The sequence below is a fragment of the Terrihabitans soli genome (assembly GCF_014191545.1).
GTDB classification, from domain to species: Bacteria; Pseudomonadota; Alphaproteobacteria; order Rhizobiales; family Methylopilaceae; genus Flaviflagellibacter; species Flaviflagellibacter soli.
In genome coordinates this window covers 2,750,813-2,765,740 of record NZ_AP023361.1, presented here as the reverse complement: position 1 = coordinate 2,765,740, position 14,928 = coordinate 2,750,813, and the positions used below count along the sequence as shown (strand labels likewise).

The following is a 14,928-nucleotide window of genomic DNA, read 5'->3' as shown; positions in this document are numbered from 1 at the left end:
CCGGGTGGCCGCTCCCCGCGCAGCGTCGCCTCCCCGAATCACTGCCAATCTATCTGCATCGCGACTCGCGCAGAAGGCACCGGACTCTCCGGAGTCAATAAATTACGCGTGGTGGATGGGTGTGTGGAAAAGCCCGGGATGGACGCTGTATGAGGCTGTGGGTGGGCCTGTGGATCAGTGTGGAGAACCCCGGCGCGGCCCCTGGAAGATCAAGCTCCGCAACAAAAAAGGCCCGCTTTCGCGGGCCTTTTTCTTGTCCGGATCTTGTCTCGACCTCATCCTGAGGAGCGATGCGCAGCATCGCGTCTCGAAGGATGGGTCACTCCCTCTGAATCTGCGGCTCATCCTTCGAGACGGCGCTACGCGCCTCCTCAGGATGAGGCAGTCATCAATACCGGTAGGTCTCCGGCTTGAACGGGCCCTGCTGCGGCACATTGATATAGGCCGACTGCTTGTCCGAGAGCTTGGTGATCTTCGCGCCGACCTTGTCGAGATGCAGTGCCGCAACCTTCTCGTCGAGATGCTTCGGCAGCACATAGACGCCGACGGCATATTTGCCCGGATTGGCGAAGATTTCGATCTGCGCCAGCGTCTGGTTGGTGAACGAGGCCGACATCACAAAGCTCGGATGGCCGGTGGCGTTGCCGAGATTCACGAGGCGCCCTTCGGACAGGATGATGACGCGCTTGCCGTCGGGCAGTTCGATCTCGTCGACCTGCGGCTTCACATTGTGCCATTTGAAATTCTTCAGGCCCTGGACCTGAATTTCAGAGTCGAAATGGCCGATATTGCAGACGATCGCGCGGTCCTTCATGGCGCGCACATGATCGACGGTGATGACATCGACATTGCCCGTCGCCGTGACGAAGATATCGGCGCGCGGCGCTGCATCTTCCATGGTCACGACTTCATAGCCTTCCATCGCCGCCTGCAGCGCGCAGATCGGATCGACTTCGGACACGAGCACGCGGCAGCCGGCATTGCGCAGCGATGCCGCCGAGCCCTTGCCGACATCGCCGAAGCCCGCAACCATCGCAACCTTGCCGGCCATCATCACGTCGGTGCCGCGGCGGATACCGTCGACGAGCGATTCCTTGCAGCCATAGAGATTGTCGAATTTCGATTTGGTGACGCTGTCGTTGACGTTGATCGCCGGCCACAGCAGCTGGCCCTTCTTGTGCATTTCGTACAGACGATGCACGCCCGTCGTCGTCTCTTCGGTCACGCCGCGGATGCTCTCCGCAACCTTCGTGTACCAGCCCTTCTTCGTCTTCAGGCGTTCCTTGATGGAGGCGAAGAGCACTTCCTCTTCCTCATTCGTCGCGCCTTCGAGGAAGGCGACATCGCCGGCTTCCGCGCGCTTGCCGAAATGGATGAGGAGGGTGGCGTCGCCGCCGTCGTCGAGGATCATGTTCGGCACGCCGCCGTCACCCCATTCGAAGATCTTGTGGGTGTATTCCCAGTAATCCTTCAGGCTCTCGCCCTTGATGGCGAAAACAGGCGTGCCGGCTTCGGCGATCGCGGCCGCCGCATGGTCCTGCGTCGAATAGATATTGCACGAGGCCCAGCGCACATCGGCGCCGAGCGCCTTCAGCGTCTCGATGAGAACGCCGGTCTGGATGGTCATGTGCAGCGAGCCGGCAATGCGCGCGCCCTTCAGCGGCTGCTTCTTGCCGTATTCGGCCCGCGTCGCCATCAGGCCGGGCATTTCCGTCTCGGCGATGGTCAGTTCCTTGCGGCCCCAGTCCGCGAGCTTGATATCGGCAACGGCATAGTCCTTGGCGACATGGGCGTTCATGTGCGGGCTCTTTCTTCAGGTTCGATAAGGGTTTAGCCCCGCCTCAAAGGGGCTGTGGGCCGAGAGAAAGAGAGCAGCTGACTCTTAATCAGCGGGTCTTCCCCGGCAATTTCGCCGGTTCTCTAACACGGGCCGGAAAGAGGGGCAAGGGAAGATATAAAGGTTTCTTTATGTGGAGAGCGAAGGTGTATTGCGAAAATTCCCGTGCTCGGAAGAAAATGGAGCGTGGGGGCAATCGAATGCTCAACCGACTTCAGGGCAAGTGGCAGACCTTTAAATACAACTATGGCTGGCCCGACTTCGTCTTCCTCTTCGACGGGTGGCTCGCTCGCGCGGCGATCGCCATTCCCTTTATCGGCTACCTGATCATCTTCAATGATTATGTAGCCGAGGGTTTGTCGCTGGACATACTCGCGAATGAATCCGCGCTTGCTTTTGGGTTAACTGCGTCGAGCCGTCTGAAATTTATCTACTTCGGGCTTCTGCTGCTCGGCGTTGCCAGTATGACGTACTTTTGGCGTAGGCCCCACGCCATAAAGCTTGGGAAGTCATTGTTCGAGTACGAAGAGAACTGCCTTCGACACTTCACCGTAAACGAGTACATACAAATACATGGGAACATACGTGGATCGGGTTATGACTCTTTCACTGTCCACGGCGACTATTACGATAGTGAGTACGACAACTTTCTAGACGTTGCACTAGGACCAAAAGAGAAGAATGGCGAGCGAGATTTCTCGCTGTCAAACTGGCAAGCGGCAAAGAATAAATATGAAGGCCTATTGAGGTCGATGCTCATCGAAAATTACCACAGAGGTAAGACGTCAAGGAGGACATCCCTGACAATCTGCATAGTGACTGCGGCACTAGGTTACGCTCTGCTGGCTGTCCCGAGCGTGGATGTCTTCATAAAGGTAGTAACAGACATCGTTCTTAATAATGGGATCGAGGCCGCGAATGAAAGACATTGAGGGAATTGAGCACGCGGTCGAAACTCTGAAGCCCCATTGGGAAGAAATCGAAGCTGAATTCGAACGGCATAACCGCCGCTTCTTGCAACTAATAAATGCGAGTCACAATGAGATTGGCCGCGTGCTCCGTACCCATCTCGTGATTGAGAATTTCATGAATACCTTCTTGGCCGCGCAGCTGTCTGTTGATGATATCGAAGACCTGCGACTTTCCTTCATACAAAAGGCAAAATTACTGCCGGCGAATGGTTCAAGCGCGGCCGTTGTACGTCCAGGAATATTGCAGTTAAACGCCGTTCGAAACAAATTTGCTCACCGGTTGCAGCATTCAGTCTCGGTCGGGGAGATTGGCGCAATTTATGAAGTACTTCGTTTCGCACGGCCAACTACCAACTTTACGGCGCCTTTGGATGCGTTGGAAGCGTTTGCGGCCGTAGCCTGCGCGTTTTTGATCGTGTCTCCTCCAAAGATTCAAAAGCACTTCGCCGAAGCGTTTAGTGAGATCCGAACCCATTCCCCAGAGAATGTGTATGGAGTTTAGCTAGTCACCCCTTCAACGACGCCATATCGATGACGAAGCGGTATTTCACATCGCTTTTGAGCATGCGGGCATAGGCCGGCTCGATATCCTGCATTTTGATCATCTCGATATCGGAGGTGATGCCCTTCTCGGCACAGAAATCGAGCATCTCCTGCGTTTCCTTGATGCCGCCGATGAGCGAGCCCGCGATCTGCTTCCGCCGGAAAATCAGCTGCGCCACGGTCGGCGAGGGATGCGGCGAGGACGGCACGCCGACCATGCACATCGTCCCGTCGCGCGTCAGCGCCGCGACGAACGGATCGAGATCGTGCGGGGCCGAGACCGTGTTGAGGATGAAGTCGAATGTATTCGCCACGGCTTTCATCTGCGCCGCATCTTTCGAGACGACGACATGCTGCGCGCCGAGCGCTTTCGCATCCGCGACTTTGCCGGGCGAGGTCGTAAAGACGGTCACTTCCGCGCCGAGCGCGACGGCAAGCTTGACGCCCATATGGCCGAGCCCGCCAAGACCGACAATGCCGACTTTCTTGCCCGGTCCCGCATTCCAGTGGCGCAGCGGCGACCAGGTGGTGATGCCGGCGCAGAGCAGCGGCGCCGTGCCCGCGAGGTCTTTTTCCGTGTGCGAAATTTTCAGGACGAAATGTTCGTCGACGGTGATGTCGGCCGAATAGCCGCCATAAGTGTTTTCCTTGCCGCCGAAGGCATTGCCGTTATAGGTGCCGGTGAAGCCGTGCTCGCAATATTGCTCGAGCCCGTCATCGCAGGAAAAGCAGGAACGGCACGAGCCGACCATGCAGCCGACGCCGACAATCTCGCCCGTTTTGAAATTTTTCACCGCGCTGCCGACAGACGTCACACGGCCGATGATCTCGTGGCCCGGAACGCACGGATAAAGAGTGCCGGCCCATTCGCTGCGCACGGTGTGCAGATCCGAATGGCAGACGCCGCAGAACAGAATGTCGATCGCGACATCGCGCTCGCCGGGCTTGCGCCGCTCGATGGTGAAGGGCGCGAGCGGCGTTGCGGGCGATTTGGCGGCATAGGCTTTGGTCGGCATGTGAATCCGGCGGCTGACAGGAATGAGGAAGGTCTCACCCTAGACCTTCATTCCCCGCCTGGCGTTCACATTCCGGCGACGGCGCGTGCGCCTAAAGGCCTATGACTGCTGCGAAGATCGCGGCGAAGACTGCGACATCTGAGGGACTGTATTCTCCGCGGCCAGAGCCCGCATCAAAACGGCAGCATCATTGCCGAATTGCTTGATGAGGCGCCGTGCCGTGGCCACGGGGATATTTGCCGCTTCGGCAAAATCGAGAACGTTGAGCCGTTCTTCGGATTGCGCGGATGTCGTGTGTGGAGATGGCGTCATCGTCCCCCCGGATTTCCGTGAACCTGGGCGAGAGTTTATGGAAAGCATGTCTTAACTGTGAACCCCCGGGAGTTCACAATATTTTGAATGCACATTACGTATGTACGAATGCGGAGGGAATATCGGCCTATTCCGCTGCGAGCGGCCCTTCGCCGATCAGCGGCGTTGCTTCCGGAACGGTTGCGGCCGCCATGCGCGGCATGCGGTTCCACGCATCGAGCGCCGCAATTTTATAAGCCTCGGCGAGCGTCGGATAATTGAACGTGTTCTCGATAAAATATTCGAGCGTGCCGTGCAGGTTCAGCACCGCCTGGCCGATATGGATGAGTTCGGTCGCGCCTTCGCCGATGATGTGAACGCCAAGCAATTTACGAGTGGGTATGTCGAACAGCATTTTCATCAGGCCGGCATTCAGGCCCATGATATGCCCGCGCGAAGTCTCGCGGAACCGCGCGATCCCGCTTTCATAGGCAAGGCCCTTTTCGCGCGCTTCCTGTTCCGAGAGGCCGATCGTCGAAATCTCCGGCACGGCGTAAATACCGTAAGGAAAATATTGCGGCGCCGGCGGCATCGGCAGGTCGAAAGCGTGGCAGGCGGCGATGCGGCCCTGTTCCATCGAGGTCGAGGCAAGGCTCGGAAAGCCGATGACATCGCCCGCCGCATAGATATGCGGCACAGAGGTCTGAAAGGTTTTCGGATCCACAGTGACGCGGCCGCGCTTGTCGGTGATGATGCCGCATTGTTCGAGGCCGAGATTTTGCGTCGCGCCCATGCGCCCTGCCGCATAGAGCAGCATTTCGGCACGCACCCGCCGCCCGTCTTCGAGAACGGCAACCACCCAATCGCTCTCATCGGTCTCGACGCTTGTGACCGCAGTGCCGAGCCTTATCGTGACGCCGCGGTCGCGGAGCTGATGGACGAATTCGTCGATGATTTCGCGGTCGATGAAATCGAGGAAGGAATTGCGCGGCTCGATGATGGTGACGGGAACATCGAGCGCCGAGAAGATTGTCGCATATTCGATGCCGATGACGCCGGCGCCGACGACGATCAGGCTGCGCGGCACGCGCGGCGCCTCAATCACGGCATCGCTATCGAGAATATTGCGGTCGTTGAAAGGCACGTTCGGCGGATGAAAGGGCGCGGTGCCGACGGCAATCAAAGTGCGCTCGGCATGGACAAGCTCTTCATGCCCGTCGGGGCAGATGATCGAGATCGTGTGCGGATCGACGAAACGGCCGGTGCCGGCAATGGTGCGCACATTGTTACGCTGGAACTGATGCTCCAGAACATCGACCTCGTGCTCCAAAGTCATCCGAAGCCGCGCGCCGAGGTCCGAGCCCTGAATGTCCTTCTTCACGCGGTAGGAGCGGCCGTAAAAGCCGCGCTCGCGGAAGCCCGACAGGTTCAGGACGGTTTCGCGCAGGGTCTTTGAAGGGATGGTGCCGGTATGGACCGAAACGCCGCCGACGCGTTTGCGGCCCTCGATGACGAGAACCGATTTGCCGAGCTTGGCCCCCTGGACGGCGGCTCTGCGACCTGCCGGTCCCGAGCCGATGACGACGAGATCATAGCGTTCCATTCAGCGCCCCCAATGCTGCTTTGCTTATGCAACACGCGGTCCAAACGCATATGACAGGCCGGCAAACTTAAGGCGTCGCGTCCATTTTCGGATCGGCGGGCCGGCCCAGAACATACTGGATCATGGCCGAGGCCGCCTCATGCTCGACATTGATAATGCGGCTGGCCCCAGCTTTCTGCAGATATTCGATCTCGGCTTCGGAATGGGCGCGGACAACGATATCGAGGCCCGGGTTTTCCTTGCGGGCATGTTCGATCAACCCGCCGGTCTCGAAGGGCGAGGGGATGGCCGAAATGAACCATTTCGCGGCCTTGAGATTGGTCGCCTCCAGCATGCCACGCTCGCCGGCATTGCCGGAAAGCGCCGGGATGCCGCGCTTGCGCAGTTCCGCGACGGCTTCCTCGCGCTCATCGGTGACGACCATGGGCACGCCCGCATCGAGCAGCGCATCGACAATGACCTTGCCGACGCGGCCATAGCCGATGATGACGGCGTGGCCGGTGAGAGTGCTGTCGGCGACGTTGCTGTTGGCGACATCCGAGATCGGTGTCTTGTCGGGTTTGGGTTCGATCTTTTCGAGATAGCGGTCGAGGACGGCGAAGAAGACCGGGTTGAGCAGGATCGAGATGATCGCGCCCGCCATGATCAGGCTGCGGCCTTCTTCCGGCAGAAGCGCGAGCGACACGCCGAGGCCGGCGAGGATGAAGGAAAATTCGCCGATCTGCGCCAAGGAGGCGGAAATCGTCAACGCGGTCGCGTGCGAATGTTTGAAGGCGCGAACGATGAAATAGGCGGCGGCGGATTTGCCGAGCGTGATGATCAGCACCGTGACGATGACGGCGATGGGATGGCTGAGGACGATGTTCGGATCGAACAGCATGCCGGCCGAGACGAAGAAGAGAACGGCGAAAGCATCGCGCAGCGGCAGGGTTTCCTGCGCCGCCTGATGCGAGAGTTGGCTTTCCGCGAGGATCATGCCGGCGAAGAACGCGCCGAGCGCGAACGACACGCCGAAGAGCTGTGCCGAACCGAAAGCGATGCCGAGCGCGATGGCGAGAACAGCCAATCGGAACAGTTCGCGCGAGCCGGTATGGGCGACATAGTGCAGAAGAAACGGCACGAGCCGCCGCCCGACGACGATCATCAGCGCAACGAAAGCGATGAGCTTCAGCGCCGTCAGCGCCAGCGCATGCCAGATGGTCAGCGGGCCGAAGAGAGCGGCAAGGCCCGCGCCTCCCGACGCTTCCGCCGCATCGACTTCGCGCCCGCCGATCAGCCCGGCGATGGCGGGCAGCACGACAAGCGTCAGCACCATCACAAGGTCTTCGACGATCAGCCAGCCGACGGCGATGCGGCCGCGCTCGGTTTCGACGAGGCGGCGATCCTGCAGCGCCTTCAAGAGAACGACGGTCGAAGCGACGGAGAGCGACAGGCCGAGCACGAGGCCCGCGCCGAGCGACCAGCCGAGCGCCCAGGCAAGGCCGACGCCCATGACAGTGGCGATGGCGATCTGGCCGATGGCGCCGGGAATGGCGATGGCGCGGACGGACAGAAGATCCTTCAACGAGAAATGCAGGCCGACGCCGAACATCAGCAGGATCACGCCGATTTCGGCGAGTTCGAGCGCCAGGCCCTGATCCGCGACATAGCCGGGCGTGAACGGGCCGATGAGGACGCCGGCCAGGAGATAGCCCGCAATCGGCGGCAGTTTCAGCCGGTGGGCGATCGTGCCGAAAATGAACGCGATGCCGAGACCGGCAACGATGGTGGCGATAAGCGGGGTGTGATGCGGCATGGCGGCAGTCTAAGGGTCCGCGCCGGGAAGGGAAATTCTTCTCCTGGCTAACGGGGAAACCCGGAGTGCTGCGTTATTCGCCTTCGCCGAATTTGTCGGAGAGCAGGCCTTCGAGCGCATCGAGGCATTCGCGCGCTTCATAGCCCTTTGCGGTGACCACAATGGTGGAACCGGGTCCGGCAGCCAGCATCATCAGGCCCATGATCGAAGTGCCGCCGACGGTGTCGCCGCCCTTCGTCACCGTGACATGCGATTGATAGAGCTCGACCGTCTGGACGAATTTCGCCGACGCGCGGGCGTGCAGTCCGCGCTTATTGGTGATCATGATTTCGCGGGTGATGGTGCCGCCGGCGGCGGGCTTTCCCGGCCAGCCGAGCGGGTCGATCATTTTCCGGCCAGGACGCGACTCGCGACGGAGATGTATTTCCGTCCCGCATCCTGAGCCTGGGCAACGGCTTCGGCGAGGCCGACTTCGTGACGCACGGAGGCGAGCTTGATGAGCATCGGCAGGTTGATGCCGGCGACCACTTCGATCTTGCGGCCGTTCATGCAGGAAATCGCCAGATTGGACGGGGTGCCGCCGAACATGTCGGTGCAGACGACGACGCCTTCTCCGGCATCGACGCGCTTACACGCATCCATGATGTCCTGACGCCGATTTTCCATATCGTCTTCGGGACCAATCGTGATGGTTTCAATCTGTTGCTGCGGACCCACGACATGTTCGAGTGCCGAACGGAACTCGCATGCCAGATTACCGTGGGTCACGAGGACAATGCCGATCATCAGCTCCTCAGGACGTCCCACATATGTCGGGACGCCGGACGCGGCTTCAAGGGCGCTTAGTCTTTCCATCAAATCTTACTGACGCAAGAGCGGAATGGTCTTCCAGCGAACCATCAGTGTGGCCGCATATGGTTAATAATACGTCTAAACTGCACTCCGGGGATGCACTAAAGCATCGCGGCAAACTGACGCCCTCTAATTGGGCGTTCAGATCGGCGGGTTCCGGCAGGCGGGGAATCTCATCCTCCGGCAGCAGATCGAGGACAAGGCCGAGCCGCATTTCCTCAAGAAACGGAAGGCGTACGAGCCCAAGACCCCGGATCTCGATCAGGCCTTTAAGGGGCTCGGGCGGGCGGGCGAAGAGGGCGCCGTCCCGCAGCTCGAGGGCCACCCGGTCGTCGGCGACGAGGCGGGTCTCGACCCCATAGAGGGGGGTGCGGTTGATCAGAATATGAGCAGTCCGGGATTTGCCGGCGCCCGAGGCGCCGCGGATCAGAAGGCCGATCCCGCCGAAACTTACGCAGCTCGCGTGGATCGTCGGCATTAGCGGTTCCCTTCCTCGGCCCTCATCCTGAGGTGCGATGCGGAGCATCGCGTCTCGAAGGATGGGCGGCAGACTCCGAGCGCGTGGTTCATCCTTCGAGACGGCGCTGCGCACCTCCTCAGGATGAGGCCGAAGGGGGTCACTTGGCCGCCGGCAGGCGCACGGTGAAGCGCGCGCCGATGGGATAGCGTTTGCCGTCCGCCCCGGGCTGCGAGGAGAGGCGGTTCTCCGCCCAGATCTGCCCGCCATGCGCTTCGACGATCTGCTTGGAGATCGAAAGCCCGAGCCCCGAATTCTGGCCGAAGCCCTCGGTCGGTCGGTCGGTATAGAAGCGCTCGAAGATGCGCTCGATGGCGTCCGGCCGGATGCCGGGCCCGTCGTCTTCGACCGTGACGAGGATGTTGTCGCGGTCGCGGCGGATGGAGACGCGCACCTGGCCCTTGGGCGGCGTGAACGAGCGCGCATTGTCGATGAGGTTGGTGAAGACCTGGCCGAGGCGAAGGTCATGGCCCTTGAGGCGCAGCCGGTTCGGCGCGCGGGCGCTCTCGGCGATGTCGAGAATGATCGACGCTTCTTCCGAATGCACATCGTTCTGCGCCGAGGTGATGGTCGTCAGCATGCGGCCGATATCGACCGTGTCGAGATCCTGGCGCTGCAGTTCGGCATCGAGGCGCGAGGCATCCGAAATGTCGGAGATCAGCCGGTCGAGGCGGCGCACATCGTGCTCGATGACGGAGAGAAGGCGCTTCTTGGAATCGTCCGTCTTCGCCAGCGGCAGGGTCTCGACGGCTGAGCGCAGAGAAGTGAGCGGGTTTTTCAGCTCATGCGCGACGTCCGCGGCAAAGCGTTCGATCGCTTCCATGCGGTTATAAAGCGCGTCGGTCATTTCGCGGAACGAGGTCGACAGATGACCGATTTCGTCGTTTCGGTCCGAAAAATCAGGCAATTCCGCGCGCCGGTCGACGCGCAGCCTGACGCGGTCGGCGGCATTGGCAAGGCGGCGCACGGGACCTGCAATCGTGCCGGCAAGAAGTATGGACAGAACGACCATCACCAAAGCCGCGACAAGGAAGACGCGGACGATGGCGAGGCGCTCGGCCTGAACGATGTCGTCGATGTCGCCGCCGAGTGTTGAGAGCATGAGTGCGCCCTGCACGGTGCGGAAGCGCTGGATCGGCACGGCGACCGAAACGATCATCTCGCTCTGCTTGTTGGCGCGCACAACGGCGGTCGGCGCACCGGACAGCGCCTGTTTGACTTCCGGATACTCGCCGCCGGTCAGGTCTTCATAGGTCGGCAGATCGTTGCGGAAGAGCCAAGACTGAACCATGTCGACCATGCGGTCGAGCAGCGGCTTTGAGCGCACGGCCTGCGGCGTCGGAATGTCGAGGCGCAGAATATCGCCCGGGCCGTAAAGGCTCTGGCTGTCGAGGAGAAGCTGGCCGCCGGCATCGTAGATGCGGGCGCGCGTGCGCGTCGGCGTGATGAGGCGGCGCAGCATCGGCGCGACGCGTTCGGGATTGATCGGAAAGTCGAGGCTTTCGATCGCGCCGTCCGGATCGAGCATCTCGGACGGTGCGATGTTCATCAGCTTGTCGGGATCAACCCAGAGCGAGTCCTGTTCGGAGGTCGAGGTGGCCGAGGCCGCAATCGCCCCGGCCATGATCTCGCCCTGTATGGTCAGGCTCTGGATGCGCGCCTCGATCAGGCCGGCGCGGAACTGGTTGAGATAGAGAATGCCCGAGAGGAGGGCGACCAGGCCGGCAAGGTTCAGAACGACGATGCGGCGCGTCAGGCTGGAGAAGCCGAAAAAGCCGGACAGGCGCGAACGGCGCAGAGAAGCGGGCCGGCTTTCGGCCGCCGCTTCTGTCCGTGTTTGGCCAGACTGTTGAATATCCACGCTCATCGCGCCGGAAAATGCGCTCCGGGCCTGCCCCGCGTCAAATGAAGGGCTCAGGCTTCCTTAAAGCGATAGCCGACGCCGTACAGGGTTTCGATCATTTCGAAGCTGTCGTCGGTCGCCTTGAACTTCTTGCGCAGGCGCTTGATGTGGCTGTCGATCGTACGGTCATCGACATAGACCTGATCGTCATAGGCCGCATCCATCAGGGCGTTACGGCTCTTAACCACGCCGGGGCGGGTCGCCAGCGCCTGAAGAATGAGGAATTCGGTGACGGTGAGCGTGACCGGCTCGCCCTTCCAGGTGCAGGTATGGCGCTCTGAATCCATCAAGAGGCTGCCGCGTTCCAGCGCCTTGCCGGGAACGCCTTCGCCCGCTTTGACCGGGGCTGCGGGATCGCGCGCGGCGGCTCTGCGCAAAACCGCTTTCACGCGCTCGACCAGCAGGCGCTGCGAGAAGGGCTTCTTGATAAAGTCGTCGGCGCCCATTTTGAGGCCGAACAGCTCGTCGATTTCCTCATCCTTGGAGGTGAGGAAAATGACCGGCATTTCCGACTTCTGGCGCAGGCGGCGGAGGAGCTCCATACCGTCCATGCGGGGCATCTTGATATCGAAGATGGCAAGGTCCGGCGGGTTGGCCTTGAGGCCTTCCAGGGCGGCGGCGCCATCCGTATAGGTCGAGATCCGGTAGCCCTCGGTCTCGAGAGCAATCGAAACGGAGGTCAGGATGTTGCGGTCGTCATCGACCAGCGCGATGGTTGGCATCGGATTGGCTGCCCTCTTTTCCCGTGTCATGGCCTTGAACGCGCCACGCATGGCCGAAATATGGCCGCTCTGGCTTCAGCATATGGGGCCGGGCAGGGGTAAAACCAAGCTTTTCCCCTCAAATTCGAGTGTTTTTTCGCCCTTTAAGGGGACTAGGTAAACGGCATGAGCGAAGGCATGGAATACGGCACCGAAGCGAAGAATTTGATCCGGAGGGGCCGCAAAGCGGCTCTGGCGACCACAGACCGCGAATCAGGGGCGCCCTATGTCTCTCTGGTTGCAGTGGCAACCGGCTTCGACGGGGCTCCGCTGCTCCTCCTGTCGGAGCTGGCCAAACACACCCAAAACCTCAAATCCGACCCTAGGGCCTCCCTCCTGTTCGAGGATGTCAGCCTTCATGACCCCCTGGCCGGGGCAAGGGTCAGCGTTTCGGGCAATGTCGCGGTGACCCAGGATCCCGAGGACCGGCGGCGCTATCTCGCCCGCCACCCGACGGCCGACAGCTTTGCCGGCTTCAAGGATTTCGCCTTCTGGCGGCTTGAGCCCCAAAGCGCCCATCTCGTTGCCGGCTTCGGACGCATCCGCAGCATGCCGCGCGAGGTGATTGTGACCGAGACCGCCGATGCCGCCGAGCTTCTGGCCGCCGAGGCAGGTGCCGTCGCGCATATGAACGAAGACCATGCCGATGCACTCGGCCTTTATGCCGAAAAGCTTCTCGGCGTATCGGGCGGCAGCTGGCGCGCCGACGGGCTCGATCCGGAAGGCATGGAAATCTCGTCCGAAGGCAAGGCGCTCTATCTGCGATTCCCCGAACGGGTGCGCGGCCCGGGCCCCTTGCGTCACACGCTCGTCGCGCTCGCCGAGAAAGCTCGCGCCGTCTGATACGGCGCGAGTGAGCCCTCTCTCCATTTCCGTGCAATTGCATGCGCAGCGTTCAAGAGTTGAAACGCCAGCGTGACAGAAGAACACATCCACCAACTATTTTGGTGGCATGTGGTACACCACATAAAATGCGCCGATACGCTTATGAAACAAAACTTTCATGAAGCGGCACACAGCGCAGCGGACAGCACCGACGTAGGCGCAGAGTCGGCGCTTCACACGGTTCCGTCATCCTCTGGCGCCAGACTGCGTTTCATCAACGTTGCATCACAAAAACGTGCGCGTTTTTAACCTGTACTAAGCGCAGCAAAAAACGTCTTGCGCTGGTGTCGGAACCGCGCAATTGCCTCAGCCCCAACTTCGGTGGATGGCAATGGCGACGGCAAAAAACGTACGTATCGACGACCTCGCGAAAGTGAAGTCGAACCTTCTTGAGACCCAGCTTGTCGAGGAAGCCGTCCGACGCGGCGAAGGCGAGTTTACGGCCTACGGCGCTTTTGCCGCCGATACCGGCGTCCATACCGGCCGCAGCCCCAAGGACAAGTTCATCGTCCGCGACAAGCTGACGGAAGGCCAGGTCTGGTGGGACAACAACGCGGCGATCAGCCCTGAGAACTTCGACACCCTTCACGCCGACTTCCTTGAGCATCTGAAGGGCAAAGAGCTCTTCGCCCAGGATCTCTATGGCGGCGCCGATCCGGCGAACCGCATCAAGGTCCGCGTCTACACCGAATATGCATGGCACTCGCTGTTCATCCGCACCATGCTGATCCGCCCGCCGCAGGCCGACCTCGCGGGCTTCGTCCCCGATATGACAATCATCGATCTGCCGAGCTTCAAGGCCGATCCGAAGCGCCATGGCGCGCGCACCGAAACCATTATCGGCGTCGACCTGTCGCGCGGCCTCGTGCTCATCGGCAACTCGTCCTATGCCGGCGAAATGAAGAAGTCGGTGTTCGGCGCGCTCAACTTCTTTCTGCCCGCCAAGGGCATCCTGCCGATGCATTGCTCGGCCAATGTCGGCAAGAACGGCGGCTCGGCCCTGTTCTTCGGCCTCTCCGGCACCGGCAAGACGACGCTCTCGGCCGATCCGCAGCGCATCCTGCTCGGCGACGACGAGCATGGCTGGAGCGATAACGGCATCTTCAATTTCGAAGGCGGCTGCTACGCCAAGACGATCAACCTGTCGGCCGATGCCGAACCCGAGATTTATGCCGCGACCAAGATGTTCGGCTCGATCCTCGAAAACGTCGCCATCGATCCGGAGACGCGCATTCCCGATTACGACGATGTGTCGAAGACGGAGAACGGCCGCGTCGCCTATCCGCTGCACTACATTCCGAACGCCAGCGAGACCGGCCGCGCCGAAGCGCCGAAGAATGTCATGATGCTGACGGCGGACGCCTTCGGCGTCATGCCGCCGATCGCGCGCCTGACGCCGCAGCAGGCGATGTATCACTTCCTCTCCGGCTATACGGCCAAGGTCGCCGGCACCGAGAAGGGTGTGACCGAGCCGCAGGCGACGTTCTCGACCTGCTTCGGCGCGCCCTTCATGCCGCGTCATCCGTCGGAATATGGCGAGCTCCTGCGCCAGAAGATCGCAAAGCACGGTTCGACCTGCTGGCTGATCTCGACCGGCTGGACCGGCGGTCCGTTCGGTACCGGCAAGCGCATGCCGATCAAGGCAACGCGCGCGCTGCTCTCCGCGGCGCTCTCGGGCCAGCTCGACAATGTCGAGTTCCGCAAGGATCCGAATTTCGGCTTTGAGGTTCCGGTCGCCGTGCCGGGCGTGCCCTCGGCGCTGCTCGATCCGCGTTCGACCTGGGACGACAAGGCTGCCTACGATGTGCAGGCGCGCAAGCTCGTCGGCATGTTCCAGGAAAACTTCAAGCGCTTCGAAGAGCATGTCGCGCCGGATGTGATCGCAGCATCGCCGGGCGTGTTCGAACCGGCGGAGTAAAATTCAGCGGATAGCCGTGTGCGTTCTCGCGGCTAA

The 14,928-nt window shown here is 61.0% G+C and carries 13 protein-coding genes; 4 read left to right on the top strand and 9 right to left on the bottom strand.

Features of this window, described 5'->3' with window-relative positions; all coding sequences use genetic code 11:
• Window positions 1–388 precede the first annotated feature (388 nt).
• Window positions 389–1,798, bottom strand: coding sequence for an adenosylhomocysteinase (gene ahcY / locus IZ6_RS14300; RefSeq protein WP_222875712.1), 1,410 nt, complete (start codon window positions 1,796–1,798; stop codon window positions 389–391).
• Between the two features lie 239 nt (window positions 1,799–2,037).
• Between ahcY and IZ6_RS14295 the strand changes: the two genes are divergently transcribed.
• Both IZ6_RS14295 and IZ6_RS14290 read left to right on the top strand, forming a co-directional pair.
• Window positions 2,038–2,769 carry a hypothetical protein gene (locus tag IZ6_RS14295; protein WP_222875711.1) on the top strand — a complete coding sequence of 244 codons (732 nt, stop codon included), beginning with the start codon at window positions 2,038–2,040 and terminating at the stop codon, window positions 2,767–2,769.
• Window positions 2,756–3,310, top strand: coding sequence for a hypothetical protein (locus tag IZ6_RS14290; RefSeq protein WP_222875710.1), 555 nt, complete (start codon window positions 2,756–2,758; stop codon window positions 3,308–3,310). The genes IZ6_RS14295 and IZ6_RS14290 overlap by 14 nt, the downstream gene beginning before the upstream one ends.
• Before the next feature lie 4 nt (window positions 3,311–3,314).
• Here the strand turns inward: IZ6_RS14290 and IZ6_RS14285 are convergent, their stop codons facing one another.
• From IZ6_RS14285 to IZ6_RS14250, 8 genes are all read right to left on the bottom strand, one after another.
• Window positions 3,315–4,367, bottom strand: a complete 1,053-nt coding sequence (locus tag IZ6_RS14285; protein ID WP_222875709.1) for an NAD(P)-dependent alcohol dehydrogenase — start codon at window positions 4,365–4,367, stop codon at window positions 3,315–3,317.
• A 439-nt stretch (window positions 4,368–4,806) separates the two neighbouring features.
• On the bottom strand, window positions 4,807–6,261 hold the full coding sequence (gene sthA / locus IZ6_RS14280) for a Si-specific NAD(P)(+) transhydrogenase (protein ID WP_222875708.1): 1,455 nt from the start codon (window positions 6,259–6,261) through the stop codon (window positions 4,807–4,809).
• Window positions 6,262–6,328: 67 nt separating this feature from the next.
• Window positions 6,329–8,056, bottom strand: a complete 1,728-nt coding sequence (ybaL, locus tag IZ6_RS14275; RefSeq protein WP_222875707.1) for a YbaL family putative K(+) efflux transporter — start codon at window positions 8,054–8,056, stop codon at window positions 6,329–6,331.
• Between the two features lie 73 nt (window positions 8,057–8,129).
• Window positions 8,130–8,444, bottom strand: a complete 315-nt coding sequence (locus tag IZ6_RS14270; RefSeq protein WP_222875706.1) for an HPr family phosphocarrier protein — start codon at window positions 8,442–8,444, stop codon at window positions 8,130–8,132.
• Window positions 8,441–8,842: a PTS sugar transporter subunit IIA gene (locus IZ6_RS14265; protein WP_222875705.1), complete on the bottom strand. Its 402-nt coding sequence runs from the start codon at window positions 8,840–8,842 to the stop codon at window positions 8,441–8,443. Before IZ6_RS14265 ends, IZ6_RS14270 begins: the two co-directional genes overlap by 4 nt.
• A 46-nt stretch (window positions 8,843–8,888) precedes the next feature.
• Window positions 8,889–9,386 (bottom strand): HPr kinase/phosphorylase, encoded by a 498-nt coding sequence (locus IZ6_RS14260; protein ID WP_222875704.1) that lies wholly within the window; start codon window positions 9,384–9,386, stop codon window positions 8,889–8,891.
• 139 nt (window positions 9,387–9,525) lie between these two features.
• Window positions 9,526–11,292: a sensor histidine kinase gene (locus IZ6_RS14255; RefSeq protein ID WP_222875703.1), complete on the bottom strand. Its 1,767-nt coding sequence runs from the start codon at window positions 11,290–11,292 to the stop codon at window positions 9,526–9,528.
• 47 nt (window positions 11,293–11,339) lie between these two features.
• Window positions 11,340–12,050, bottom strand: a complete 711-nt coding sequence (locus tag IZ6_RS14250) for a response regulator transcription factor (protein ID WP_222875702.1) — start codon at window positions 12,048–12,050, stop codon at window positions 11,340–11,342.
• Window positions 12,051–12,215: 165 nt separating this feature from the next.
• Between IZ6_RS14250 and IZ6_RS14245 the strand changes: the two genes are divergently transcribed.
• On the top strand, window positions 12,216–12,932 hold the full coding sequence (locus IZ6_RS14245; protein WP_222875701.1) for a HugZ family pyridoxamine 5'-phosphate oxidase: 717 nt from the start codon (window positions 12,216–12,218) through the stop codon (window positions 12,930–12,932).
• A 367-nt stretch (window positions 12,933–13,299) separates the two neighbouring features.
• Window positions 13,300–14,892 (top strand): phosphoenolpyruvate carboxykinase, encoded by a 1,593-nt coding sequence (locus IZ6_RS14240; RefSeq protein ID WP_222875700.1) that lies wholly within the window; start codon window positions 13,300–13,302, stop codon window positions 14,890–14,892.
• Window positions 14,893–14,928 lie beyond the last annotated feature (36 nt).

Excerpts from the sequence above, each read along its gene's own strand:
- IZ6_RS14285 (WP_222875709.1), bottom strand. The coding sequence starts at position 4,367 with ATGCCGACCAAAGCCTATGCCGCCAAATCGCCCGCAACGCCGCTCGCG.
- IZ6_RS14240 (WP_222875700.1), top strand. The coding sequence starts at position 13,300 with ATGGCAATGGCGACGGCAAAAAACGTACGTATCGACGACCTCGCGAAA.
- IZ6_RS14255 (WP_222875703.1), bottom strand. The coding sequence starts at position 11,292 with ATGAGCGTGGATATTCAACAGTCTGGCCAAACACGGACAGAAGCGGCG.
- IZ6_RS14250 (WP_222875702.1), bottom strand. The coding sequence starts at position 12,050 with ATGCCAACCATCGCGCTGGTCGATGACGACCGCAACATCCTGACCTCC.
- IZ6_RS14260 (WP_222875704.1), bottom strand. The coding sequence starts at position 9,386 with ATGCCGACGATCCACGCGAGCTGCGTAAGTTTCGGCGGGATCGGCCTT.
- IZ6_RS14290 (WP_222875710.1), top strand. The coding sequence starts at position 2,756 with ATGAAAGACATTGAGGGAATTGAGCACGCGGTCGAAACTCTGAAGCCC.
- IZ6_RS14245 (WP_222875701.1), top strand. The coding sequence starts at position 12,216 with ATGAGCGAAGGCATGGAATACGGCACCGAAGCGAAGAATTTGATCCGG.
- ybaL (WP_222875707.1), bottom strand. The coding sequence starts at position 8,056 with ATGCCGCATCACACCCCGCTTATCGCCACCATCGTTGCCGGTCTCGGC.
- IZ6_RS14270 (WP_222875706.1), bottom strand. The coding sequence starts at position 8,444 with ATGATCGACCCGCTCGGCTGGCCGGGAAAGCCCGCCGCCGGCGGCACC.
- ahcY (WP_222875712.1), bottom strand. The coding sequence starts at position 1,798 with ATGAACGCCCATGTCGCCAAGGACTATGCCGTTGCCGATATCAAGCTC.
- IZ6_RS14265 (WP_222875705.1), bottom strand. The coding sequence starts at position 8,842 with ATGATCGGCATTGTCCTCGTGACCCACGGTAATCTGGCATGCGAGTTC.
- sthA (WP_222875708.1), bottom strand. The coding sequence starts at position 6,261 with ATGGAACGCTATGATCTCGTCGTCATCGGCTCGGGACCGGCAGGTCGC.
- IZ6_RS14295 (WP_222875711.1), top strand. The coding sequence starts at position 2,038 with ATGCTCAACCGACTTCAGGGCAAGTGGCAGACCTTTAAATACAACTAT.